Source organism: Streptomyces sp. SAT1 (assembly GCF_001654495.1).
In the GTDB taxonomy this organism is placed as follows: Bacteria; Actinomycetota; Actinomycetes; order Streptomycetales; family Streptomycetaceae; genus Streptomyces; species Streptomyces andamanensis.
On record NZ_CP015849.1, the window covers coordinates 5,498,563 to 5,524,146 of the forward strand.

Annotated in this window: 19 protein-coding genes; 13 read left to right on the forward strand and 6 right to left on the reverse strand. The window is 73.3% G+C overall.

Annotation, left to right across the window (positions count from 1 at the left end):
* Positions 1 to 9 precede the first annotated feature (9 nt).
* From A8713_RS23785 to A8713_RS23795, 3 genes are all read right to left on the reverse strand, one after another.
* Positions 10 to 1,221 (reverse strand): trypsin-like serine peptidase, encoded by a 1,212-nt coding sequence (locus tag A8713_RS23785; protein ID WP_064535614.1) that lies wholly within the window; start codon positions 1,219 to 1,221, stop codon positions 10 to 12.
* A 144-nt stretch (positions 1,222 to 1,365) separates the two neighbouring features.
* A complete protein-coding gene (locus tag A8713_RS23790; protein WP_064535615.1) occupies positions 1,366 to 2,604 on the reverse strand; it encodes a trypsin-like serine peptidase in 1,239 nt (412 codons plus the stop codon).
* A 256-nt stretch (positions 2,605 to 2,860) separates the two neighbouring features.
* Positions 2,861 to 3,874 (reverse strand): GlxA family transcriptional regulator, encoded by a 1,014-nt coding sequence (locus A8713_RS23795; protein WP_064535616.1) that lies wholly within the window; start codon positions 3,872 to 3,874, stop codon positions 2,861 to 2,863.
* Between the two features lie 171 nt (positions 3,875 to 4,045).
* Here A8713_RS23795 and A8713_RS23800 point away from each other — a divergent pair, with 171 nt between their 5' ends.
* From A8713_RS23800 to A8713_RS23820, 5 genes are all read left to right on the forward strand, one after another.
* A complete protein-coding gene (locus A8713_RS23800; RefSeq protein ID WP_064535617.1) occupies positions 4,046 to 4,636 on the forward strand; it encodes an isochorismatase family protein in 591 nt (196 codons plus the stop codon).
* Positions 4,637 to 5,139: 503 nt separating this feature from the next.
* Positions 5,140 to 6,597, forward strand: coding sequence for a diaminobutyrate--2-oxoglutarate transaminase family protein (locus tag A8713_RS23805; RefSeq protein WP_443069771.1), 1,458 nt, complete (start codon positions 5,140 to 5,142; stop codon positions 6,595 to 6,597).
* A complete protein-coding gene (locus tag A8713_RS23810; protein ID WP_064535618.1) occupies positions 6,594 to 8,801 on the forward strand; it encodes an IucA/IucC family protein in 2,208 nt (735 codons plus the stop codon). The genes A8713_RS23805 and A8713_RS23810 overlap by 4 nt, the downstream gene beginning before the upstream one ends.
* Positions 8,802 to 8,896: 95 nt before the next feature.
* The gene (locus tag A8713_RS23815; RefSeq protein ID WP_064535619.1) at positions 8,897 to 9,646 is read left to right on the forward strand and encodes a GNAT family N-acetyltransferase; all 750 of its coding nucleotides are present in this window, start codon (positions 8,897 to 8,899) and stop codon (positions 9,644 to 9,646) included.
* 70 nt (positions 9,647 to 9,716) lie between these two features.
* The gene (locus A8713_RS23820; protein WP_064535620.1) at positions 9,717 to 11,708 is read left to right on the forward strand and encodes an ATP-dependent DNA helicase; all 1,992 of its coding nucleotides are present in this window, start codon (positions 9,717 to 9,719) and stop codon (positions 11,706 to 11,708) included.
* A 258-nt stretch (positions 11,709 to 11,966) separates the two neighbouring features.
* On the opposite strand, the gene lexA is transcribed toward A8713_RS23820, so the two are convergent.
* The gene (lexA, locus tag A8713_RS23825; protein ID WP_018564690.1) at positions 11,967 to 12,746 is read right to left on the reverse strand and encodes a transcriptional repressor LexA; all 780 of its coding nucleotides are present in this window, start codon (positions 12,744 to 12,746) and stop codon (positions 11,967 to 11,969) included.
* A gap of 590 nt (positions 12,747 to 13,336) precedes the next feature.
* Between lexA and nrdR the strand changes: the two genes are divergently transcribed.
* Both nrdR and A8713_RS23835 read left to right on the forward strand, forming a co-directional pair.
* Entirely contained in the window at positions 13,337 to 13,891 is a 555-nt protein-coding gene (gene nrdR, locus A8713_RS23830) for a transcriptional regulator NrdR (protein ID WP_064535621.1), read from the forward strand.
* Between the two features lie 164 nt (positions 13,892 to 14,055).
* Entirely contained in the window at positions 14,056 to 16,944 is a 2,889-nt protein-coding gene (locus tag A8713_RS23835; RefSeq protein ID WP_064535622.1) for a vitamin B12-dependent ribonucleotide reductase, read from the forward strand.
* Positions 16,945 to 17,056: 112 nt separating this feature from the next.
* Here the strand turns inward: A8713_RS23835 and A8713_RS23840 are convergent, their stop codons facing one another.
* Entirely contained in the window at positions 17,057 to 17,587 is a 531-nt protein-coding gene (locus A8713_RS23840) for a TerD family protein (RefSeq protein ID WP_064535623.1), read from the reverse strand.
* A gap of 157 nt (positions 17,588 to 17,744) precedes the next feature.
* Between A8713_RS23840 and A8713_RS23845 the strand changes: the two genes are divergently transcribed.
* The 5 genes from A8713_RS23845 (at position 17,745) to A8713_RS23865 (ending at position 21,829) form a co-directional block, all read left to right on the forward strand.
* Positions 17,745 to 18,350, forward strand: a complete 606-nt coding sequence (locus A8713_RS23845; RefSeq protein ID WP_064535624.1) for a YdbC family protein — start codon at positions 17,745 to 17,747, stop codon at positions 18,348 to 18,350.
* Positions 18,351 to 18,412: 62 nt separating this feature from the next.
* A complete protein-coding gene (locus A8713_RS23850; protein WP_064535625.1) occupies positions 18,413 to 19,072 on the forward strand; it encodes a histidine phosphatase family protein in 660 nt (219 codons plus the stop codon).
* 34 nt (positions 19,073 to 19,106) lie between these two features.
* Positions 19,107 to 20,015, forward strand: coding sequence for an ADP-ribosylglycohydrolase family protein (locus A8713_RS23855; RefSeq protein WP_064535626.1), 909 nt, complete (start codon positions 19,107 to 19,109; stop codon positions 20,013 to 20,015).
* Positions 20,016 to 20,429: 414 nt separating this feature from the next.
* A complete protein-coding gene (locus A8713_RS23860; protein WP_064535627.1) occupies positions 20,430 to 21,131 on the forward strand; it encodes a ribonuclease HII in 702 nt (233 codons plus the stop codon).
* Between the two features lie 68 nt (positions 21,132 to 21,199).
* Positions 21,200 to 21,829: a hypothetical protein gene (locus A8713_RS23865; RefSeq protein WP_079159096.1), complete on the forward strand. Its 630-nt coding sequence runs from the start codon at positions 21,200 to 21,202 to the stop codon at positions 21,827 to 21,829.
* A 295-nt stretch (positions 21,830 to 22,124) separates the two neighbouring features.
* On the opposite strand, the gene A8713_RS23870 is transcribed toward A8713_RS23865, so the two are convergent.
* A complete protein-coding gene (locus tag A8713_RS23870; RefSeq protein ID WP_064535629.1) occupies positions 22,125 to 22,739 on the reverse strand; it encodes a hypothetical protein in 615 nt (204 codons plus the stop codon).
* Positions 22,740 to 23,175: 436 nt separating this feature from the next.
* Here A8713_RS23870 and A8713_RS23875 point away from each other — a divergent pair, with 436 nt between their 5' ends.
* Positions 23,176 to 25,335, forward strand: a complete 2,160-nt coding sequence (locus tag A8713_RS23875; protein ID WP_064535630.1) for a RecQ family ATP-dependent DNA helicase — start codon at positions 23,176 to 23,178, stop codon at positions 25,333 to 25,335.
* Positions 25,336 to 25,584: the final 249 nt, after the last annotated feature.

Sequence of the window (25,584 nt, forward strand, 5' to 3'; positions counted from 1 at the left end):
GCGCGGAGGTCACCGGCCGCCGTAGGTCCGGCTCATGTTCTGGTACAGCGCCTCGGCGCCCCGGCCGAGCTGCGGGCCGGCGAGCCAGGTGTTGTCGGACGGGCCGATCGAGGTGTTGGACACCAGGACGGTCTTCCCGCCCACCACGCGGAACCAGCCGCCGCCGGACGAGCCGCCGGTCATGGTGCAGCCGATCCGGTACATCGTCGGCAGGGACGGGCTGAGCGACAGCCGGCCGGGCCGGTCCAGGCACCGGAACATCCGGAGCCCGCTGTACGGCGGCGCCGCCGGGTAGCCCCACGCGCCCATGGTGGCGACCTGGGGCGCCCGCGGTGCGGAGAAGTCCACGTCGAGCGCCGCCCCGACCGTCTCCTCCAGCGACTTCGTCCCGGCCTCCGGCTTCACGTGCAGCACCGCGTAGTCGTACGTGGCGCCCGCGCCGCCCGTCTCCGAGCCGCCCTGGATCCACTGGCCCGAGGTGGACGCCCAGTCCGCCCACCAGGCGCCGTAGGGGGCGACCTCGGCGGGAGCGGCCTGGCTCAGCCGGCCGGCGGACTTGCCCAGGTCGTTGTAGGCGGGCACGAAGGCGATGTTGCGGTACCAGCCGCCGCCCCGGCCGGCGTGCACGCAGTGCCCGGCCGTCCACACCAGGTTGGACCTGCCCGGGTGGTTGACGTCCTTGACGACCGTGCCCGAGCAGACCATCGCGCCCTGGGGCGAGTCGAAGAAGACCTTGCCGACCGGGGCCGCGTGCTGGTGGTACGGGGTCTTCTCGGCCTGCGCCGGGACCGCGCGCGGTGCCGGGTCGCTGACCCCCTGGCCGGCGGCGTCCTGGGTGGTGACCGTCTTGTTGGCCTCCTTGGCGGACTTCATCCGCTCAGGCTTCCAGAGATCCTTGATCACCGGGTTGACGAAGTCCTTGGCGGCACTGAGCCACTTGTCCTTGTCCCAGTTCTTCCAGCCGCCGTCGCGCCATTTGTCGGCGTCGATGCCGTGTTCCTTCAGCTTGTCCGCGAGACCGGCAGGGATCCTGGCCTTCCCGTCGCCGCCGCTGCCCGCGCTCTGGGAGGCGGCGGCGGACGGCGGGCCGCTCGCGTCGTCGGAGTCCGAGCCGCCGCAGGCGGTGGCGGTGAGCGCCAGGGCCGCCGCGAGCCCGGTGGCGGCGAGTGCGGTGCGCCGGCGTGCGCGCCGGGGCGTCTGGGACGTACGCAGTGAACGCATGGTGTGAGGAACCCCCGTTGGTTCGTGTCTGAGCTGCCCGGCCGGCGGTGCTCACCGGCCGGGATCGGTTGCGGGAGGCGGCGGGGTGGCGGGCGTGCCGGTCACCCCGCCGCCGCCCCGTTCAGCGGGTGCGCGGTGCCGTGCTCAGCGCCCGGCGAACTTCTTGCTGACGGAGTCGTAGACGCCCTTGGCGACCGTGCCCAGCCGCGGACCGGCCAGCCAGCCCGAGGTGACCGGGCCGATCGAGGTGTTGGAGACCAGCGCCGGCTTGCCGTCGGCGCCCTTCTCGACCCAGCCGCCACCGGAGGAACCGCCGGTCATGCTGCACCCGATGCGGTACATCGTCGGGTCGGCGGAGGCCACCGACAGCCGGCCCGGCTTGTCCTGGCACTGGTAGAGGAGCTGCCCGTCGTAGGGCGGCGCGGCCGGGTAGCCGGTCGCGGTGATGCTCTGGACCTTCGGCACCGCGGGGGCGTCGAAGTTCACCGGGAGCGCCGAACCGACGGTCTCCTCCAGCGACTTGCCGCTCCCGCCCTTCTCCGGCGTCACATGGATGACGGCGAAGTCGTAGCTCGCGCCCTGCCCGCCGGTGGAGCCGCCCTGCTCGATCCACTGGTCGGAGGTCTGCGCCCAGTCGCCCCACCACACCCCGTACGGGGCGACCTGCTCCCGGGTGGCACCCTGAAGCTGGGCGGCGCTGCGGCCCGCGTCGTTGTACGACGGCACGAAGGCGATGTTGCGGTACCAGCCGCCCTTCTTGCCCGCGTGCACGCAGTGGCCCGCCGTCCACACCATGTTGGACTTGCCGGGGTGGGCCGGGTCCTCGACGACCGTGGCCGAGCAGACCATCGTGCCCTCGGGGGAGTCGAAGAAGACCTTGCCCGCCGTCGCGGCGCCCGAGTGGTACGGCGGCGCGACCTTCGCGGCACGCACGGGCACCGGGGTCGGGTCGGTGACGCCCTGGTCACCGGAGATGTCGTTGTCGTCCACGCCCTTGTCCGGATCGTTGGCGCGGCGCATCCGGTCCGGGTCCCACAGGCCCTGAATGATCGGGTTGACGAAGTCGTTGGCCTCGCGCAGCCAGTCGCTCTTGTCCCAGTTCTTCCAGGCGCCGTTCTTCCACTTGTCGATGTCGATCCCGTGCTCTTTGAGCTTCTTGCGGATGTCGTCCGGGATCGTGATCTTCCCGTCGCCCGTGGCCCCCGCGTCGCCGGTCTGCGCGGCGGCGGTGGGCTGCCCGCTCGCGTCGGTGTCGTCGCCGTCGCAGCCGGTGGCGGTGAGCGCCAGCGTCGACACCAGGGCGACGGTGGCCAGCACGGGGCCGGCCGTGCGCCGGGAGCGCCCTCCCCGGCGAGCGGTGGCGGACGGGCGTATGGATCGCATGCTTCGGTTCCCCCTGTGGTGAACGGACGTGCTGACGCGCTGCGTTCCGGCGCCGGACACGGGCGGACGGCGGACCGATGACGGACCGATGACGGACCGTCGGCGGACCGATGACGGACCGCCGGTGGACCGGTGCCGGCCGCGTGGTACGGCTGCTGGAACGGCACCACACACTATGCGCTCGCTGTGGGGGACTGCCCACGGAACGGCAACGGTTCGGCTACAAGCCGCCTGACCTGGACAACCGTCCGGCGGCCTACGGGCTCACGGACGGTTCGGTGCCGGACGGGCGGAAGCGGCGCCGGTACTCCGTGGGCGTCGTGCCGAGCCGTCGGCGGAAGGCGCGCACCAGCGTGTCCACCGTGCCGAACCCGCACTCCGTGACGATCCGTTCGAGGGTGGCGTCGGTGGACTCCAGCCGGGCGCGCGCCCGTTCGACGCGGGCGGCCTCCACGTAGGCGCTGGGCGTCATGCCGAGTTCGGACCGGAAGACGCGGGTCAGCTGCCGTTCGCTGAGATGGGCGTGCGCGGCCAGGTCCGCCACGGTCAGCCGCTCGCCGAGGCGGTCCAGGATGTGATGGCGCAGCTCCTCCACGCGGCGCGTCCCGGAGACCGGTTCCAGCGGCACGCTGAACTGGCTCTGCCCGCTGGGCCGTTTGAGATACATCACCAGCTGGCGGGCGACCCGCAGCGCCACCGTCTCGCCGTGGTCCTCGGCGACCAGGGCGAGCGAGAGGTCGAGGCAGGCGCTGATCCCCGCACCGGTCCAGGTGTCGCCCTCCCGGATGAAGATCGGATCGGCGTCGACCTCCACCTCCGGGTGCTCGTCGGCGAGTTGCCGTGCCGTCGACCAGTGGGTGGTGGCGCGCTTGCCGTCCAGCAGCCCGGCGGCGGCCAGGATGTGCGCGCCGACGCAGACGGAGGCGGTCCGGCGGGCCCGTCCGGCGAGATCCCGCACCCGGTCGACCACGGCGGGCTCCGCGAGCGCCCGGACCCGCGCGGAGCCGTCCGCCGCCACCGAACCGGGCACCAGGAGGGTGTCGACACGGCTGCCCGACAGCTCCTCGAAAGTGGTGTCGGGCACCACCCGCACCCCGGCGGAGGTGGTGACCGGATCCAGGGTCTCCGCCGCCAGGACGACCCGGTAGCAGGCCGGGTCCGCCAGCTCCCGCCGCACCAGGGAGAACACCTCGGGCGGGCCGGTGACGTCGAGCAGGTCGACGCCCTCGAAGAGCACGACGACGACGAGGCGTCCGGTGGCGGCGCTCAAGGGGGTCTCCGTCCGTTCGGCGGGGCAGGCGATGTCCGGATCTGCGGGTTGGGCGACATTGCCGACACGCAGAGCATGATCGTACGTTCGTATCCGGGCCGGCCACCGCACGGGCGGGCCACTGACGACGACTCCGGGCGCACGGCCCGGCGCTCTTCCCGAGGGGAACCCATGACCACGACGACGCTGCGCGCGCTCAACGGACTCGACGACACCCCGGCCTCGCTCGCGGACGCGACCCTGATCCTGGTCGACTACCAGAACACCTACGTCGGCGGCGTGATGGAGCTGACGGGCTGGCGGCCCGCGCTCGACTCCGCCGCCGCCCTGCTGGCGCGGGCCCGGCAGGCCGGGGCCACGGTCATCCACGTCGTCCACGACGGCGGACCCGGCAGCGCGTACGACATCAGGGAGGAGATCGGCGCCATCCACCCGCGCGTGGCCCCGGCCGAGGGCGAGGCCGTCGTGGTGAAGCAGGCCCCGAACGCGTTCGTCGGCACCGAACTGGGCGACCTGGTCGACGCGGCGGGGCACCAGGACGTCGTCCTCATCGGCTTCATGACGCACATGTGCGTGCAGTTCACCGCCGAGGGCGCCTTCCTGCGCGGCAACCGGCCCACGGTCGTCGCCGACGCGTGCGCGACGCGTCCGCTCCCGTCCGGGGGCACGCTGCTGGACGCCGGCCAGATCCACGCCGCCGCGCTGGCGACGGTCGGGGATCTGTACGGGGTCGTCGTGGCGTCGGGGGAGGAGTTGGGCTGAGGGTTGACGGGGCGCGGTTGCGCCCTGGCGGGGCCATGGCTGTTCTCCGCTGGGTCTCGGCTGTTCTCCGGCGAGGCCCTGGCTGCTCCCCGGGGGGCCCTGGCAGTTCCCCGACGGGTTGTCGGCTGTTCCCCGGCGGTCGGCGCCGGGCCGCCGGAAACTCCCTCCTGGCGGCCCGTAACCGTACGGATCACGGGCGGTTGTACCGGTGGGGTTCCCGCTGCCCCCGGCCAGGCCCATGCGCGCCCGGCCGGGGAGTGCACGGGCGAGCGACGCCGTGCCGCAGGGGGACCCGGAACGCGGCCCCTCCCGTCGGAGGAGGCCGCCGCCTCGGGACAGCGGGAGGGCAGGGAGCCGTGACGGTGGCCGCGGACGGGGGGTACGGGACGCACGGGGGATCCGGGACCTCCGCGGAGCAGGGGGAGCGCGAGGAGCGCGAGGGACGCGCGCGGGAGCAGGAGGGGTGTGCGGGGGACGGCGCGTACGCCCTTCACGAGGGGATCCTGCGGCGCCAGTGCGCGCGCGAGTCGGCGGCCCGCACCTACGCGCGCGCCCTGCCGATCGTGCCGGTCCGGGCGCGCGGCCTCACCATCGAGGGCGCGGACGGCCGCCGCTACTTGGACTGCCTCTCCGGCGCGGGCACCCTTGCCCTCGGCCACAACCACCCCGTCGTCCTGGAAGCCGTCCGCAAGGTCCTCGACTCGGGCGCGCCGCTGCACGCCCTCGATCTGGCCACGCCCGTCAAGGACGCGTTCGTCACCGAGCTGTTCCGCACCCTGCCCGCCGGACTGGCCGCACGCGCGCGCGTGCAGTTCTGCGGTCCGGCCGGGACGGACGCGGTCGAGGCCGCCTTCAAGCTCGTCCGGGCCGCCACCGGACGCACCGGCATCATGGCGTTCACCGGGGCCTACCACGGGATGACCGACGCGGCGCTCGCCGCCTCCGGGCACGCCCGGGACGTACGCGTCACCCGGCTGCCCTACCCGCAGGACTACCGCTGCCCCTTCGGCGTCGGCGGCCCGCTCGGGGCCGAACTCGCCGCCCGCTGGACGGAGTCCCTGCTGGACGACCCCAAGTCCGGGGTGCCGCTGCCCGCCGGGATGATTTTCGAACCCGTCCAGGGCGAGGGCGGGGTGCTCCCCGCGCCGGACGAGTGGACGCGCCGCGTCCGGCGGCTCACCGAGGACAGGTCCGTGCCTCTGATCGCGGACGAGGTCCAGACCGGCGTCGGCCGCACCGGCGCCTTCTGGGCGGTGGACCACAGCGGCATCACACCGGACGTGATGGTGCTGTCGAAGGCCATCGGCGGCAGCCTGCCGCTGGCCGTCGTCGTGTACCGGGACGACCTCGACGTCTGGGCACCCGGCGCCCACGCGGGTACCTTCCGCGGCAACCAGCTCGCCATGGCCGCCGGGACCGCCACCCTGGCGTACGTCCGTGAGAACCGGCTCGCCGAACACGCCGCCGACCTCGGCGCCCGCATGCTGCGCCGGCTGGGCGAACTGCGCGAGCGGTACGCCTGCGTGGGCGACGTGCGGGGGCGCGGGCTGATGCTCGGCCTGGAACTGGTCGATCCGACGGCCGGGGCGGAGACGGAGCGCGAGACGGCGGCCGGGGACAGGACGGAGACGGGGTCCGCGGCGGAGACGGGGGCCGCGCCGCTCACCGCTCCCGGGCGGCGCCCGCCCCCCGCCGCTCCCGCCCTGGCCGCCGCCGTGCAGCGGGAATGCCTGCGGCGGGGCCTCATCGTCGAACTCGGCGGCCGCCACGGCAGCGTCGTCCGGCTGCTTCCGCCGCTGACCCTCACCGACGAGCAGTCCGCCGCGGTGCTCGACCGGCTGGCCGCCGCGGTCGAGGCGGTGGCCGGTGAGCGCCCCGCGCGCGTGGGCGAGCGGTTCGGGCCGCCCGGACAGGGGCACCGCACCGCCGGGCCGGTGCGAGGAGCGGGGGGCGCGCAATGACCGGGCCGGAGCCCGCCGCCGTGCCCGGTCGGCGGCAGGGCGGGCGACCACCCGGGACGACGCCGCAGCCCCCGGGCGCCTCCGCCGACGTACCGGACGTCGTCGATGTACCGGATGCCGTCGACGTACCGGACGCCATGGACGACGCAGACGCCACCGCCTCACCCCCACACCGAGGAACCGCCGTGCACGCCACCCCCACCGTCCCCCACCAGACGGGCGCTCTGCCCGCCCACCGGTCACCGGACCCGCGTCCGTCCCCGGCCGACCCGCTCGACCACCCCGACCCGCACACGGCCGCCCAGATCGCCGGCGTCGAGAACCTGCTGCGCTGCTGGGTCCGCGAGACCGGCGTCCAGGACCCCGGCGGCACCCTCCGCGTCCCCCTGCCGAGCAGCGGAACGGTCCTCCTGGTACCGGTCCGCCACTGGTCGCCGACGGGCTGGCACCGCTTCGGCCCGCCGCGCCTGGCCGGTGCCCCGGCGACCGCCCCACCGGCGGACGCCGTCACGGTCGCCGCGCTGCTCGCCCGCGAAGCCGCGGTCCCGGCCGCCGACAGCGACGGCACCAGCGGCTCCGGGCCCCGCGGCGGAACCGAACCCCGCGGCGGCTCCGGCCCGGCGGACGCCATGGCCGGTGCCGACGCGGTCGACCTGGTGGCGCGCGTCGCCGACTCCGTCCGGCGCACCGCGCTCTTCCTCGCCGACCGCCGCGCGGACCCGGCCGACCGCCCCGACCTCTTCCTCTCCGCCGAGCAGGCCCTCCTGCTCGGACATCCGCTGCACCCGGCGCCCAAGAGCCGCGAGGGCCTGTCGGAGGCCGAGGCACGGCCGTACTCGCCCGAGTCCCGCGGCGCCTTCCCGCTGCACTGGATGGCCGTCGCCCCCGCCGTGCTCGCCACCGACTCCGCGTGGACCGAGGGCGGCCGCCGCGTTACGGCCGACCGGGTCACGGCCCGGCTCGCGGGCCCGGGACTGCCCCTGCCCGAGGGGTACGCGGCGCTGCCGCTGCACCCGTGGCAGGCGCGCGAGGTGCGGCACCGCCCCGGCACGGCCGCTCTCCTCGACGCGGGACTGCTGCGCGACCTCGGACCGCACGGCCCGTCCTGGCACCCGACCTCCTCCGTACGCACCGTCCACCGCGGCGGCGCGCCCGCCATGCTCAAACTGTCCCTCGCCCTGCGCATCACCAACTCGCGCCGGGAGAACCTCCGCAAGGAACTCCACCGCGGAGTGGAGGTGCACCGGCTGCTGCGGGCCGGGCTCGCCGCGCGGTGGCGGACCGCCCACCCCGGCTTCGACATCGTGCGCGATCCGGCCTGGCTGGCCGTCGACGGCCAGGACGGCGCCCCCGTGCCCGGCCTCGACGTGATGATCCGGCACAACCCGTTCGCCCCGGCGGACGACGTCTCCTGCGTCGCCGGACTGGTCGCTCCCCGGCCGAGCCCCGACGGCGTGCCCTTCAGCCGGGCAGACGGCGCACCCGCACCGTACGGCCCGGCCGGAAGCACGGCGTACGACTCGACCGCGAGCGCGGCGGGCGACCCGGACGGCGGCCGTGCCCGGACGGACAGCGGCCGGATGACGCGCTCCCGCCTCGCGGAGATCGTCGCGCGGCTCGCCGCCCGCAGCGGCCGGCCGGTGGGGGCCGTCGCCGCCGAGTGGTTCCTGCGCTACCTCGAACAGGTGATCCGTCCCGTGCTGTGGCTGGACGGCGAGGCGGGCATCGCCCTGGAGGCGCACCAGCAGAACACCCTGGTCCTGCTGGACCCGGAGGGCTGGCCGGCGGGCGGCCGCTACCGCGACAACCAGGGGTACTACTTCCGGGCCTCCCGGCACGCGGAACTCGACGCGGCGCTGCCCGGGATCGGCACCCGCAGCGACACCTTCGTCCCCGACGAGGTCGCCGACGAGCGCTTCGCGTACTACCTCGCCCTCAACAACGTGTGCGGCCTCATCGGCGCCCTCGGCTCCCAGCGGCTCGCCGACGAACGGCTGCTGCTGGCCGCCTTCCGCCGCTTCCTGGCCACCGCGGCGGGAGGGCCCGGACGCCTGCGCTCCACGCTGCCCGCCCGTCTGCTCGACGCGCCGGTGCTGCGCTGCAAGGCCAACCTGCTGACCCGGCTGCACGGCCTGGACGAACTGGCCGGTCCGGTCGACACCCAGTCCGTCTACGTCACCGTCGCCAACCCCCTCCACTCCTGACGCCCTGATGCCCTGATGCCCTGATGCCCTGATGCCGTGACGCTCCGGCCCCCGGCCGCTCCCGAGTGCCACGGATCCCTCCGAGAGGACCGCCCATGCCGTCCGCCGACACCGGCACCGCCCCGAGCCCCGCCCCCGACCGGGCCCCCGCCGCGGCTGCGCCCGCCGAGGCGGGCGGCGACGGTGAGGACACGCTCGACCTGCGGCTGCCCGAGGAGTTCGTCGCGCTCTTCGCGGACCCGGCCGGGACCGCTCCCGCCGCCACCGGCCCGGCCGACCTCCTGGACGGTGTGGGCGACTGGGGCCCCGTCGACACCCCGGTGGGGACCTTCCGCCTGGTGCCCGTCCGGATCGAACGGGACCTGCCGGTCGTCAGCCGCTGGATGAACGACCCCGCGGTCGACGCGTTCTGGCAGCTCGCCGGGCCACCGAGCGCGACCGAGGAACACCTGTGCGCACAGGTGGACGGCGACGGACGCAGCGTCCCCTGCATCGGCCTGCTGGACGGCATGCCGATGAGCTACTGGGAGATCTACCGGGCCGATCTCGACCCGCTGGCCCGCCACTACTGCGCACGCCCGCACGACACGGGCCTCCACCTCCTCATCGGCGCCGCCGCCGACCGGGGCCGGGGGACCGGCGGCGCGCTGCTGCGGGCCGTGGCCGCACTGGTCCTCGCGCGGCGCCCGGCCTGCGCCCGCGTCGTCGCCGAACCCGACCTGCGCAACGCACCCTCGGTGGCGGCCTTCCTGCGCGCGGGATTCCGGCAGGCGGCCGAGGTGGAGCTGCCCGGCAAGCGGGCCGCCCTGATGGTGCGGGACCGGTTCCCGCAGCGGCCGCGATGACCGCGGACCGCCGCCGGTGTCCGGCTTCGGGGCACCGGTTGTCAGTGCCGCCCCGTAGGGTGGTCGCGCTATGACGAAGCCCTCACTCCCCGAACTCCTGCATGCCGCCGTCGCAGCCGTCGGCGGTACGGAGCGCCCCGGCCAGGTGACCATGGCCCAAGCCGTCGGCGACGCGATCGACGACGGCTCACACCTGCTGGTCCAGGCCGGCACCGGCACCGGCAAGTCCCTCGGCTACCTCGTGCCCGCGCTCGCGCACGGGGAGCGGGTCGTGGTGGCGACGGCCACCCTCGCCCTCCAGCGCCAGCTGGTCGAGCGCGACCTGCCGCGCACGGTGGACGCGCTGCACCCGCTGCTGCGCCGCCGCCCGGACTTCGCGATGCTCAAGGGCCGGTCGAACTACCTGTGCCTGCACCGGCTGCACGAGGGCGTCCCGCAGGACGAGGAGGAGGGCCTGTTCGACCAGTTCGAGGCGGCGGCGCCCACCAGCAAGCTGGGACAGGACCTGCTGCGGCTGCGCGACTGGTCGGACGAGACGGAGTCAGGGGACCGCGACGACCTCACCCCGGGCGTGTCGGACCGGGCCTGGGCTCAGGTGTCGGTCTCCTCCCGGGAGTGCCTGGGCGCCTCGAAGTGCGCCTACGGGGCGGAGTGCTTCGCCGAGACGGCCCGCGAGCGCGCCAAGCTGGCCGAGGTCGTCGTCACCAACCACGCACTGCTCGCGATCGACGCCATCGAGGGCGCGCCGGTCCTGCCGCAGCACGAGGTCCTGATCGTCGACGAGGCCCACGAACTGGTCTCCCGGGTGACCGGTGTGGCCACCGGCGAGCTGACGCCCGGCCAGGTCAACCGCGCGGTGCGCCGCGCCGCGAAGCTGGTCGACGAGAAGACGGCCGACCAGCTCCAGACCGCCGCCGAGGGCTTCGAGCGGCTGATGGAGCTGGCCCTGCCCGGCCGCCTGGAGGAGATCCCGGAGGACCTCGGCTACGCGCTGCTGGCCCTGCGGGACGCGGCGCGCAATGTCATCTCGGGGATCGGCGCGACCCGCGACAAGTCGGTCCAGGACGAGGACGCCGTCCGCAAGCAGGCCCTGGCCTCCGTGGAATCCGTGCACGACGTGGCCGAGCGGATCACCAACGGCTCCGAGTGGGACGTCGTCTGGTACGAGCGCCACGACCGCTTCGGCGCCTCGCTGCGGGTGGCCCCCATGTCGGTGTCGGGCCTGCTGCGGGAGAAGCTCTTCACGGACCGCTCCGTGGTGCTCACCTCGGCGACGCTGAAGCTGGGCGGCGACTTCAACGGCGTCGGGGCGTCACTGGGCCTGGCCCCGGAGGGCACGGAGGGCGAGGACGTGCCGCAGTGGAAGGGCGTGGACGTCGGTTCCCCCTTCGACTACCGCAGGCAGGGCATCCTGTACGTCGCCAAGCACCTGGCGCGGCCCGCGCGCGACGGCGACCGCACGGACATGCTCGACGAGCTGACGGAGCTGATCCAGGCGGCGGGTGGCCGGACACTGGGCCTGTTCTCCTCGATGCGGGCCGCCCAGCTCGCCGCCGAGGAGCTGCGCTCGCGCGTGCCGGAGTTCCCGATCCTGCTCCAGGGCGAGGAGACCCTGGGCGAGCTGATCAAGAACTTCTCGGCCGATCCGCAAATGTGCCTGTTCGGCACCCTCTCGCTCTGGCAGGGCGTCGACGTCCCGGGCGCCAGTTGCCAGCTGGTCGTGATGGACAAGATCCCCTTCCCGCGTCCCGACGATCCGTTGATGAGCGCGCGGCAGAAGGCGGTCGAGGAGGCCGGGGGCAACGGCTTCATGGCGGTCGCGGCGACGCACGCGGCCCTGCTGATGGCCCAGGGCGCCGGGCGTCTGGTCCGCGCCTCCGGGGACCGGGGCGTGGTCGCCGTACTGGATCCGCGGCTGGCGACCGCGCGCTACGGCAGCTATCTGAAGGCGTCGCTGCCGGACTTCTGGTACACCACCGACCGCAACCAGGTGCGCAAGTCGCTCACGGCCATCGACGTGGCGGCGAAGGCCGCGGAGACGGAGCGGGCCGCGGACGAGTGATCCGGGGCCGGAGGCCCGGCCGGGCCTCCGGCCGGTGCCGTTCCACGCGTTCCACGCGTGAGCGGCGCGCGGGCGGGTGGTGCCTGCGCGGGCGGGTGGTGCCTGTACGGACGGCTCATGTGAGCATGCCCAGCCGCTCGTCCGTGCGGGCGGCGCCGCGTCCCGTGCCCGTGGCAGGGCAGCACGGGGCCCCGGAACCGGCGCAGAGGTTCCGGGGCCCGGTCAGGGGGCGGGGGGTGAGCCCGCCCGGCGGCGGTCTCAGACGCGCCGCAGCACCGCGACCACCTTGCCGAGGATGGTCGCGTCGTCACCGGGGATCGGCTCGTACGCGGCGTTGTGCGGCAGCAGCCACACATGGCCGTCCTCGCGCTTGAAGCGCTTGACGGTGGCCTCCCCGTCGATCATGGCGGCCACGATGTCGCCGTTCTCGGCGACCTGCTGGCGGCGGACCGTCACCCAGTCGCCGTCGCAGATCGCGGCCTCGATCATCGAGTCGCCGACGACCTTGAGGACGAACAGCTCACCGTCGCCGACCAGCTGCCGGGGCAGCGGGAAGACGTCCTCGACGGACTCCTCGGCGAGGATCGGGCCACCGGCCGCGATCCGCCCGACGAGCGGGACGTACGACGCGGCCGGCTTGCCCACGGTGTCCGTGGGCTGCAGCGTGGCCGCCTGGTCGGATCCGCGGACCTCGTACGCGCGCGGGCGGTGCGGGTCGCGCCGCAGGAAGCCCTTGCGCTCCAGGGCCATCAGCTGATGCGCCACCGAGGAGGTGCTGGACAGCCCCACGGCCTGGCCGATCTCCCGCATGGACGGCGGGTAGCCGCGCCGCTGCACGGAGTCCCTGATGACTTCGATCACCCGGCGCTGCCGCTCGGTGAGTCCCGAACTGTCCGCCCTGATGCCTGGAGGTCGGCCGGGCAGAGAGCGCTTGTGTGCCTCGGGATTCGCGGCTTCGTTCATCGCATGCACCGGCTCGAGTCGGCCCTGGGAGCGGTCCTGGGCGGTGATGGTGGCACTGTCTGCGGTGGTGGTCACGTCGGCCCCTCTCGATGGTCTCCCTCCGGCACAACGGTAGTTGCTTTCGAAAGGTTGCGCCAAACACACGTTCGAGTGAAAAAACGAGGATGGCGTGACTTGATCATGTGTGTCGGTGTATGGGTGGCGCGGTGTCCGGCGGACAAAAGGGCCTATTGCTGTACTCTTCACCGCCGGGGCGCGACCCGGTGCGGTCGCGGCCCCAGTCTGCCACCGGGGGCCCGCGGACAGGGTGCCGAGCCCTCTTCCGCCCGGGAGTCCCACGCGTCCTCCGTGCGGCGTTCACGGTATCTCCGTACCCGCGCGCGCGGGTACGGGCGGGCGCCGGAGTGTCCCGTTCCGCGTGTGCGGACGTACGGTGCGTGACCGTGCCCCGGCGGCGCCCCCGTGGCGGCCGTGCGACACGCGCGGATTTCGCAGCCCGTACGGGCCGATCCCTACATCTAGTGGTTGGATAGCTACAGCAGCCCAGAAGTTGTGGTGCCCCGGGTCTTGGACCCTCTCGTCATCGCCTATGCTGGGGGCTGCTTCGGCGGGGCCCATGAGGCCCGGCGAGGCCATCGAGTCTGCTGTGAGGAGGGTTGGAGCCCATGCACTGCCCCTTCTGCAGGCACCCCGACAGCCGTGTGGTCGACAGCCGTACGACGGACGACGGCACGTCGATCCGCAGGCGCCGCCAGTGCCCCGACTGCTCTCGCCGGTTCACGACCGTCGAGACGTGCTCGCTCATGGTGGTCAAGCGGTCGGGGGTCACCGAACCCTTCAGCCGCACCAAGGTGATCAACGGCGTGCGCAAGGCGTGCCAGGGCCGCCCGGTCACCGAGGACGCGCTGGCCCAGCTCGGCCAGCGGGTGGAGGAGGCGATCCGGGCCAGCGGGAGCGCCGAGGTGGCCGCCCACGAGGTGGGGCTCGCCATACTCGGCCCCTTGCGGGACCTCGATCTCGTCGCCTACCTGCGGTTCGCGTCCGTGTACCGGGCGTTCGACTCGCTGGACGACTTCGAGTCGGCCATCGCGGAACTGAGGGAAGACGCGCGACCCCCCGGCGCGGAGGACGGCGACAGCGCCGTCACGGGGGGCCAGGAAGACGATCGCGGGCGCGGCGGGACGGCTGAGGTCCCCCTGCCCGCGCGCGCCGCCGACTGATCGGCGGGCCCGGTCCGGACCGCGTGTCCGGACCCGGCCGGGCGGCGGCGAGGAAGACGGCTGCGGGCGGCGGCGACAGACGTGCCCGCAGCACCAGACAGAACACCGTGTCTCGGAACATTCGGGGCACTTCTGGGCGTTTTCGCCCGTATCAGGGAGGCGGCATGACAGAGACGGCGAGCGGTCCGGCACGAGGTTCCCGCGCCAAGGGCGGCAAGGCGGGGAACAAGGGACTGCACATCGAGCGCATCCACACCACCCCCGGCGTGCACCCGTACGACGAGGTGAGCTGGGAGCGCCGTGACGTCGTCATGACCAACTGGCGCGACGGCTCGGTCAACTTCGAGCAGCGTGGCGTCGAGTTCCCCGACTTCTGGTCGGTGAACGCGGTCAACATCGTCACCAGCAAGTACTTCCGGGGTGCCGTGGGCACCCCGCAGCGCGAGACCAGCCTCAGGCAGCTGATCGACCGCATCGTGAAGACGTACCGGAAGGCCGGTGAGGACCACAAGTACTTCGCCTCGCCCGCCGACGCCGAGATCTTCGAGCACGAGCTGGCGTACGCCCTCCTGCACCAGGTCTTCAGCTTCAACAGCCCCGTCTGGTTCAACGTGGGCACCCCGCAGCCCCAGCAGGTCTCCGCCTGCTTCATCCTGTCCGTCGACGACTCCATGGAGTCGATCCTCGACTGGTACAAGGAAGAGGGCATGATCTTCAAGGGCGGCTCCGGGGCCGGCCTGAACCTCTCCCGCATCCGCTCCTCCAAGGAACTGCTCTCCTCCGGCGGCAACGCCTCTGGACCGGTCTCCTTCATGCGCGGCGCCGACGCCTCCGCCGGCACCATCAAGTCCGGTGGCGCCACCCGCCGCGCCGCCAAGATGGTCATCCTCGACGTCGACCACCCCGACGTGGAGGACTTCATCGAGACCAAGGTGAAGGAGGAGGAGAAGATCCGCGCCCTGCGCGACGCGGGCTTCGACATGGACCTGGGCGGCGACGACATCACGTCCGTCCAGTACCAGAACGCCAACAACTCGGTCCGTGTGAACGACGAGTTCATGAAGGCGGTCGAGCAGGGCGGGAAGTTCGGTCTGCGCGCCCGGATGACCGGCGAGGTCATCGAGGAGGTCGAGGCCAAGTCGCTGTTCCGCAAGATGGCCCAGGCCGCCTGGGCCTGCGCCGACCCGGGCATCCAGTACGACGACACGATCAACCACTGGCACACCTGCCCGGAGTCCGGCCGGATCAACGGCTCGAACCCGTGCAGCGAGTACATGCACCTGGACAACACGTCCTGCAACCTCGCCTCGCTGAACCTGATGAAGTTCCTCAAGGACGACGGCAAGGGCAACCAGTCCTTCCAGTCCGAGCGCTTCGCCAAGGTCGTCGAGCTGGTCATCACCGCGATGGACATCTCGATCTGCTTCGCGGACTTCCCGACCCAGAAGATCGGCGAGAACACCCGCGCCTTCCGCCAGCTCGGCATCGGCTACGCCAACCTCGGCGCCCTGCTGATGGCGACCGGCCACGCCTACGACTCCGACGGCGGCCGCGCGCTCGCCGGTGCCATCACCTCCCTGATGACCGGCACCGCCTACAAGCGCTCCGCCGAGCTGGCCGCGGTCGTCGGCCCGTACGACGGCTACGCCCGCAACGCGCAGCCGCACCAGCGCGTCATGAAGCAGCACGCCGACGCCAACGGCACCGCCGTGCGCATGGACGACCTGGACACCCCGGTGTGGGCCGCCGCCACGGAGGCATGGCAGGACGTGCTGCGCCTCGGCGAGAAGCACGGCTTCCGCAACTCCCAGGCGTCGGTGCTCGCCCCGACCGGCACCATCGGCCTGGCCATGTCCTGCGACACCACCGGTGTCGAGCCCGACCTCGCCCTGGTCAAGTTCAAGAAGCTGGTCGGCGGCGGCTCGATGCAGATCGTCAACGGCACCGTCCCGCAGGCCCTGCGCCGCCTGGGCTACCAGGAGGAGCAGATCGAGGCGGTCGTCGCCCACATCGCCGAGAACGGCAATGTGATCGACGCCCCCGGCCTCAAGCAGGAGCACTACGAGGTGTTCGACTGCGCCATGGGCGAGCGCGCCATCTCCCCGATGGGCCACGTCCGCATGATGGCCGCGATCCAGCCGTGGATCTCCGGCGCCATCTCCAAGACGGTCAACATGCCGGAGTCGGCGACCGTCGAGGAGGTCGAGGAGATCTACTACGAGGCGTGGAAGCTGGGCGTCAAGGCGCTCGCGATCTACCGCGACAACTGCAAGGTCGGCCAGCCGCTCTCCGCCAAGACCAAGGACTCCGGCAAGAAGACCGAGGCCGCCGTGGAAGCGCAGCCCAAGGTCGAGAAGGTCGTGGAGTACCGCCCGGTCCGCAAGCGCCTCCCCAAGGGCCGTCCCGGCATCACCACCTCCTTCACCGTCGGCGGCGCCGAGGGCTACATGACCGCCAACTCCTACCCGGACGACGGTCTCGGCGAGGTCTTCCTCAAGATGTCCAAGCAGGGCTCGACCCTGGCGGGCATGATGGACGCCTTCTCCATCGCGGTCTCCGTCGGCCTCCAGTACGGCGTGCCGCTGGAGACCTACGTCTCGAAGTTCACCAACATGCGCTTCGAGCCGGCCGGTATGACCGACGACCCGGACGTGCGGATGGCGCAGTCGATCGTCGACTACATCTTCCGCCGCCTGGCGCTGGACTTCCTGCCGTTCGAGACGCGCTCGGCGCTCGGCATCCACTCCGCCGAGGAGCGTCAGCGTCACCTGGAGACCGGTTCCTACGAGCCGATCGACGAGGACGTCGACGTCGAGGGCCTGGCCCAGTCGGCGCCGCGCCAGACCGACCTGAAGGCCGTCGCCATGCCGAAGGCGGCGGCCGAGGCGGCCCTGCCCGCCCCGCAGCAGGCGCACACCAGCGCCGAACTGGTCGAGATGCAGCTGGGCATCCAGGCAGACGCCCCGCTCTGCTTCTCCTGCGGCACCAAGATGCAGCGGGCCGGCTCCTGCTACATCTGCGAGGGCTGCGGCTCGACGAGCGGCTGCAGCTGAGCTGACAACCGCACCGTGAGGTGACATGTAAGGGGCGTCGGCCATGGCCGACGCCCCTTACCCATGTGACCCAAGTGCCCGTACCGCCCGCTGGCGGTACGGCCCGTGCCGCCTACGGCCGGTCCGCGCCCATCACGGCGGTGAACTGCGCCGGGTCGCCCTCGTAGCCGCGGATGCCGGGGCGGAACTGCCAGCTTCCGGAGCCGTCGCGGGCGAACTCCGCGACGACGGCCGCGGTCGCGCCCAGTACGCCGCCGAAGTCGTCCTCGGCGAGCACGGTGTAGCCCTCGCGGATGCGCAGCCCCGGGTCGAGCACGTCGGCGAAGGGCCGGTGCGCGCCCGTCTGCTGAATGACCACGCCGACCACCACGCGCGCGTAGCGCTCGGAGAGCCGGTCCAGCTCCAGGGTCATCACCTCGTCCCAGCCGAAGCCCTTGCCGTCCGTGCTGTCCCGGTTGAGAGTGATCGTGCCGTCGGGCGAACGGCTGTCGAAATGCACCAGATAGTCCGGAGCGCCGTACGGATCGCCCGCCACGTAGGTGCCCGCCACTATGTCCAGGTCGGTGGGCGGCTGCCCCGTGGGACTCGGATCCCACTTCAGCGCGACCTCGACCTTGCGGATCCCCTTGCTGAGCCCGCTCACCGGACCTCCTCTTCCCCGTCGGCGTGCGCCCTGACTGTCCCAACCACCGGACCGCGCACGCTCGTTGTCCATCGTGCCACGGAGTCGGGGGCGCACGCGCGGGCGCTGTCCGCGCGAGAGTGACCGGTGCCACGCCCCAGGGCCGTACCATGGCGCGGTGCTGGTCAAGTGGATTCGCTGCACCGTGGTCGACCGCCGTGGGTTCGAGCGCGGGCAGCGGAAATGGGCGGGGCTTCTGGGTGAGCCGGGGTTTCGGGGGCAGGGGGGTGGCTGGAGCCGGGGACGGCAGGGGGTGGCGCACGTCTTCGCCTTCTGGGAGAGCCGCGCCTTCTACGACTCCTTCATGGCCCGGTCCCACGACCGGCTCGCCGCCGCCCAGGCCGGGACCTTCAAGGACATGCAGGTCCGGCTCTTCGATCACCGGTTCGATGTGAAGACGGGCTTCGAGCCGCGTTTCACCGACGCCGACCTGGTGCGGGTGGCGCTCTGCCGGGTCCACGAGGAGCGCGCCGAGCATTTCACCCTGATGCAGGAAAAGGTCTGGAACCCGGCGATGGCCGGTTCGCCCGGCATGACCCGCGGTCTGTTCGGCGAGGCGCCGGGCAGCGAGTTCCTGGTGCTGTCCATGTGGCAGTCGGCCGCCGAGCACGGGAAGTACCGCACCGAACGGGTGGAGCGCCTCGCCCTGCGCGCCCAGACGGAGGCCGACGTGGCCGCCATGACCGGTGACATCGTGGAGCTGGAACCCGCCTGGACGGTGTGACCTCCGCCGTACGAGGGCCGCTCGATTCTCCGGTCGGCCCTCCTCCGCTCTAGTGTTTTGGCATGGCACGACCACGGCGCATCGTTCTTGTCCGGCACGGCGAGTCGACGGGCAATGTCGATGACTCCGTCTACGAGCGCGAGCCCGACCACGCGCTCGCGCTGACCGAGCGGGGCGTCCGGGAGGCGGAGGAGACCGGCAAGGAACTGCGCGACCTGTTCGGGCGCGAACGCGTCAGCGTGTACGTCTCCCCCTACCGGCGCACCCACGAGACCCTCCGCGCCTTCCACCTCGACCCCGGCCTCATCCGGGTCCGCGAGGAGCCGCGACTGCGCGAGCAGGACTGGGGGAACTGGCAGGACCGCGACGACGTACGCCTCCAGAAGTCCTACCGGGACGCCTACGGCCACTTCTTCTACCGTTTCGCCCAGGGCGAGTCCGGAGCCGACGTCTACGACCGGGTCGGCGGCTTCCTGGAGAGCCTCTTCCGCAGCTTCGAGGCCCCCGACCACCCGCCCAACGTCCTCCTGGTGACCCACGGCCTGGCCATGCGGCTGTTCTGCATGCGGTGGTTCCACTGGACCGTGGCCGAGTTCGAGGCCCTGTCCAACCCCGGCAACGGCGAGACGCGGATGCTCGTCCTCGGGGACGACGGCCGCTACACCATGGACCGGCCCTTCGACCGGTGGCGGGACCCGGAACCGTACGGCATATCCGGATAGACCGTACGGGATCTCCGGATAGAGTGGCCGGACGATGACCTCTGACTCCTCTTCCTCCGGGCGCCTGGAGCGCGCCCTCGCCAGTCTGCGCGGACTCTCGGTCGGTGACGCGCTCGGCTCGCAGTTCTTCGTACCGGCCGTCTATCCGCTCCTGCACCGCAGGGAGCTGCCCCCGGGCCCCTGGCAGTGGACCGACGACACGGAGATGGCCTGTTCCGTGGTGGCCGTGCTCGCCGCGCACCACCGCGTCGACCAGGACGCCCTGGCCGAGTCCTTCGCCCGGCACCACGACTTCGACCGCGGCTACGGCCCCGCCGTCAACCGGCTGCTGCGCCTCGTCCGCGAGGGCGGCGACTGGCGCGAACTGGCCTCGTCCCTCTTCAACGGCCAGGGGTCCTGGGGCAACGGCGCCGCGATGCGCATCGCCCCCCTGGGCGCCTGGTACGCCGACGACCCCGAGCAGGCCACCCATCAGGCCGAGATCTCGGCCTACCCGACGCATCAGCACCGCGAGGCCGTCGTGGGCGCCATGGCGGTCGCCGCCGCGGCGGCCCTGGCCGCGGCGCCCGGCGGACCGCCGCGGCCCGAGGCGCTGCTGGACGGTGTGATCGCCCTGGTGCCCGCGCGCAGCGCCGTCGGCGCGGGACTGCGCCGCGCCCGCGACATGCTCGACTACGGCGACGCGAACACGGTCGCCGCCGTCCTCGGCTGCGGACGGCGTACGACGGCGCACGACACGGTGCCCTTCGCGCTCTGGTCGGCCGCGCGGTACCTCGGCGACTTCGAGGAGGCGTTCTGGCGGACCGCCCAGGCCGGCGGTGACGTGGACACCACGTGTGCCATCGTCGGCGGGATCCTCGCCGGGGCGGAGTCCGGCCGCCCGCCCGCCGAGTGGATCCACGGCACGGAGGCGCTGCCGGGCTGGCTGTCGGTACCCGCCTGAGCGGGTCCGCCGGACCACCGCGCCTCCCTTCGCGCCGCGATTCACGAATGCGATCCAGGGCGGCGGGAGTGCGGGTCGGCGCCGGAGGCGCCGCGGTGCGGGACGGCAGGCTACGGGGCCGACGCCCGCCGTACCCCGGCGGCGTTCCGGCCCGGTGGTGCCCCCGGCCCCGCTCCCGGTGACGCCCTCGCCTGACGGCGCATTGATTCTGCGGGGAGCGCAGGCGTACGCCGGTTGCGCAGCTGTACGCGTGTGTGAAGACGGTGGCCTTGATCGCGCGCCCCCGGACGCCCCGGCGACGGCCCCGCCGGTCCGCTGCGCGGGGACCCGGCGGGGCATCGGCGGCGGCGGTGCGGATGCCGAGGGAAACCGGGGTGTCGCACCGGGTTCCGGGCGGCGTACGCTAAGGGCGCCATGCCGTACGAACCACCCACTCACACCGTCGAGCGCTCCCTTCGCGCCACGACCGGAGCGAAGGTCATCGCAGGTGTCGACGAGGTGGGGCGCGGCGCGTGGGCCGGGCCCGTCACCGTCTGCGCCGCGGTCACCGGACTGCGCCGGCCTCCCGCCGGTCTCACCGACTCCAAGCTCCTCACCGTCAAGCGGCGGACCGAACTCGCCGTGGTGCTGGAGAAGTGGGTGACGGCCTATGCCCTCGGGCACGCCTCGCCCGAGGAGATCGACGAGCTGGGGATGACGGCGGCACTGCGGCTCGCCGCCGGCCGCGCGCTCCAGGACCTGCCGGTCCGTCCCGACGCGGTCATCCTCGACGGCAAGCACGACTACCTCGGCGCGCCCTGGCGGGTCCGTACGATCATCAAGGGCGACCGGTCCTGTGTGGCCGTCGCGGCGGCCTCGGTGATCGCCAAGGTGCGTCGCGACAAAATGATGGCCGAACTGGGTGCCGACCATGCAGACTTCGGATTTGCGGCCAACGCCGGGTATCCGTCGCCTGTGCACAAGGCCGCGCTGGAGGAGCGGGGGCCCACCCCGTACCACCGGCTGTCGTGGGCGTATCTTGATGCGCTGCCGCGGTGGCAGCACCTCAAGAAGGCCCGGATCTGGGCGGACGGAAGCGTTCCGGAGATCGAGGGCCAGCTCGGCTTCGACTTCTGACGGGACCGCCCGCCCGGAAGTGCCACCCGCCGCCGCGGGCCGCACCGACGTTTGATAGATATCAGCTCATGCCTCTCATTCCCGAGGAGCCTCAGATTCACGAGAGTGCCCAGGGTCCCCGCGCCACTCCGGCCACCGGCCGCACCGCGCCGACCCCCCGTCCCGTACCCGGCCCCCGTCCCGCGGCTCCGCCGCGTCCCGGTCGTCCCGGCCCCGTGCGGCCCGCTCCGCCGGCGCAGCGGACGCCGCGGGACACGGCCGCCGCCAAGCCCGCCCCTTCGGGGCCGGCTGTTCCCGCCGCCCCGGCGGCTCCGCAGATCCAGCTGATCCCCGCCTCGGCCGAGGGAGCGCTCGACGCCGCCGAGGAAGCGGTCGACCTGCTCCTGGAGTCGGGTCGCGCCCCCGGGGAGGTGCTGGTGATCACCACCGGTGACCCGCACCCGTGGGCCACCCACGAGCTGTCCTTCGGTGAGACGTCCTACTGGGCGCAGCACGACGCGGGTGACGACGTCTTCTACACGGACGCCGCCGGAACCTCCCGCGCCGCGTCCCGTGCCGTCGTCGTGGTCGCCGTCAACGGCGGCACCGGTGACGCCGTCGCCACCGCACTGCCGCTGGCCCACGCACGGGCCGGTGCCCTGCTGATCGTCTGCGGCGACCCGCAGCAGATCAACTCGGTGCTGGGCGCCGGCGTCTGAGACGTCCTGTCCCCGGCGCACGCGTCGGCCAGGGCGTCCTGATCACGGGGGAGCGCAGGGCGACAGCCGTCGTTGCGGAACATCGCACGACGGCTGTTTCGGCGTACCCGGACGCCGCGTGGGCGTCCGGGGGGACAGGTGTCTGGGGGCGTGCGGGGTGCGTGAGTGGCGTGTGGGGGGTGCGGGGTGCGCGAGTGCGTGTGGGGGCGTGCGCGAGCCGAGCGGACGTGCGGGCGGGACGGATCCCAGGCGGCCCGGTCCGCTCAAGGGCGGCGGCCGGGAGCCGCTGCGGGCGTCAGCGGGCCGCCGCGCGGCTCAGCACCTCGGAGGCCGGGCCCCCGGTGCGCGGCGACGGTGGCCGGCTCTCCGTCGTACCGAGAGCCTCGGGCGCCGAGAGGGCGCTCGGTCTGCGGCCACCGCGCCCCTCGCCGAGGACCTGCCAGCCGTCCCGGGTCAGCGTGATGTACGCGCCACAGCGCAGCCCGTGCAGGGTGCACGCGTCACGCAGCCCCCACATCCAGGCGCCGTCCTCCTCCGTCCACCGCGCGTCGCCCTCACGGCAGTAGAGCAGCACGGCGGTGCGCACCGGGGTGCGGCGTCGCAGGTCGTGCGGTATCACTCGGCGGAGCTGGGCGAGCAGGGCGTTGCGGAGCATCCAGCCGTCGGCGGGCGCGGCACGGCGCACGAACGAGGCGCTGGCGCGCAGCCGCTCGTCGGGATCGAGCACGGCGACCACGGCGGTGGCCGGACCGGGGCGGTGCCGGGCGTGGAGTCCGCTGACGACCTCACGGGGGTTGCGCAGCAGGGGGATTCCCGCGGCGGCCCATTCCGAGGGTTCGAGCACGCGATGGGCGGAGGCGGGGGACGTCGACAGCGAGGCCGCCGAGGACGGAGCGAATCCGAAGGTCACGTTCCTCCCTTCGGCTACGCGCCCATGACTGCGGGCGGGGGCGGATGCAGGAGAGCGCACACCGCAGCAGAGCACTGCCGGGTCACGGCCGAGCCGAGCGGGGAGCGGACTTCAATTCTTCCTGTCGAACCGGAATGCGGCAACGAGCAATTGAGGCCGCCGACCTTTATCAGCTGACCCGCGCCTTATATCCCTACCCAGCGGTCCACCGCATGACCCCCGGGGCGGCCGGTCGGACACCCTACCGTCGTCTTCCCGTAATCTGCCCGACACGTCCCCGCGCGGGCACCGCTCCGCCACGCCTCCCGACACGCCCGCGCCACACCCCCGCCACGCCCTTCGCGGCGGCCGGGCGACGGCGCGGCCACCGTGCGGGTCCGGCCGGTCCCGGTGGGTGAGGTGGCCGGTTGTCAGTGGCATCGGGTTGCATGGGGGCATGGAACAACTGGACCTGCGCGCCGAAGCCGATGCCGTCCTCGCCGAGCTGGTCGGCGACCCGGGCGGTTCGGCGCGGCTGCGGGAAGACCAGTGGCAGGCTGTGGCGGCCCTGGTGGAGGATCGGCGCCGTGCCCTCGTGGTGCAGCGCACCGGCTGGGGCAAGTCGGCGGTGTACTTCGTGGCCACCGCTCTGCTGCGCAGACGCGGCGCCGGTCCGACGGTGATCGTCTCGCCGCTGCTGGCGCTGATGCGCAACCAGGTCGAGTCCGCGTCGCGGGCCGGCATCCGGGCGCGCACGATCAACTCCGCCAACCCGGAGGAGTGGGACACGATCTACGGGGAGGTCGAGCGCGGCGAGACCGACGTCCTCCTGGTCAGTCCGGAGCGGCTGAACTCGGTGGACTTCCGCGAGCAGGTGCTGCCCAAGCTGGCGGCCACGACCGGCCTGCTGGTGGTCGACGAGGCGCACTGCATCTCCGACTGGGGACACGACTTCCGCCCCGACTACCGGCGGCTGCGGTCGGTGCTCGCCGGGCTCGCCCCCGACGTGCCGGTCCTGGCCACCACCGCGACGGCCAACGCGCGCGTCACCGCGGACGTGGCCGAGCAACTGGGCACCGGCGCGAGCGAGGCCCTGGTGCTGCGCGGCTCCCTGGAGAGGGAGAGCCTGCGGCTGGGCGTGGTCCGGCTGCCGGACGCCGCGCACCGCCTCGCCTGGCTGGCGGAGCACCTGGAGGAGCTGCCGGGATCCGGGATCATCTACACCCTCACGGTCGCCGCGGCCGAGGAGGCCGCCGCCCATCTGCGCCAGCGCGGCTTCACGGTCGCCTCCTACACCGGTCGTACGGAGAACGCCGACCGCCTCCAGGCCGAGGAGGACCTGCTCGCCAACCGGGTCAAGGCGCTGGTGGCCACCTCCGCGCTCGGCATGGGCTTCGACAAGCCGGACCTGGGCTTCGTGCTCCATCTCGGTTCGCCGTCCTCCCCGATCGCCTACTACCAGCAGGTCGGGCGGGCGGGGCGCGGTGTGGCACACGCCGACGTACTGCTGCTGCCGGGCAAGGAGGACGAGGCGATCTGGCGGTACTTCGCCGACACCGCCTTCCCGCCCGAGGCCCAGGTGCGCCAGACCCTCACGGCCCTCGCCGACGCGGGGCGCCCGCTGTCCGTCCCGGCGCTGGAGGCGGTGGTGGACCTGCGGCGCAGCCGACTGGAGACCATGCTCAAGGTGCTGGACGTGGACGGCGCGGTCAAGCGCGTCAAGGGCGGCTGGATCTCCACCGGCGAACCGTGGAGCTACGACGCCGAGCGGTACGCCTGGGTGGCACGGCAGCGGGCGGCCGAGCAGCAGGCCATGCGCGACTACGTGACCACGTCGCGGTGCCGGCTGGAGTTCCTGCGCCGGCAGCTGGACGACGAGGGCGCGGCCCCGTGCGGCCGCTGCGACAACTGCGCGGGACCGTGGGCCGACGTGTCCGTCTCGGACCAGTCGCTGACGACCGCCGCGCAGGAGCTGGACCGCCCCGGAGCCGAGATCGAGCCGCGCCGGATGTGGCCGACGGGCATGCCCGCGCTGGGCGTCGACCTCAAGGGCCGCATCCCGCCCGGCGAGCAGTGCTCGGCCGGGCGCGCCCTGGGACGGCTGTCCGACATCGGCTGGGGCAACCGGCTGCGCCCCCTGCTCGCGGAGAACGCGCCGGACGGCGCGGTCCCCGACGACGTCCTGCGGGCCGCCGTCGCCGTCCTCGCGGACTGGGCGCGCTCCCCGGGCGGCTGGGCGACGGACGCGCCGGACGCCCTGGCCCGTCCGGCGGGCGTGGTCGCGGTTCCGTCCACGACCCGCCCGCGGCTCGTCGGCTCCCTCGCCGAGGGCATCGCGACCGTGGGCCGCCTGCCCTTCCTCGGCACCCTGACGTACACCGGACCGGACGACGGCCGCGCGGTGCGCCGCAGCAACTCCGCGCAGCGCCTCAAGGCGCTGTCCCAGGCGTTCACCATCTCCGAGCAGCTGGCGGACGCCCTGACCCGCTCTCCCGGCCCCGTCCTGCTCGTGGACGACAGCACCGACTCCGGCTGGACCCTGGCGGTCGCCGCCCGCCTGCTGCGCCGGGCGGGCAGCGGCCCGGTCCTGCCGCTGGTCCTCGCGACGGCGGGCTGATCCGGTGGCGGGGACCTGGACCTCGCCGCCCGGTTCCCGGGTCACGCGATGCGCTTCCACCTCTCGCCAAGAGCCACGGGAGAGGAAGCAGCGGGAGAGGCGTTCACGGGGCAGGGGCAGGGGCAGGGGCAGGGGCAGGGGCAGGGGGATGGCGGTGTCGGGTGTCGCCCCACTCCCGGCGGCCCAGGCGCGGTTCGGCGAGGTTCGGCCAGGGTTGACGTGGGTTGACGTGTCCCTGGCCCGACTTAT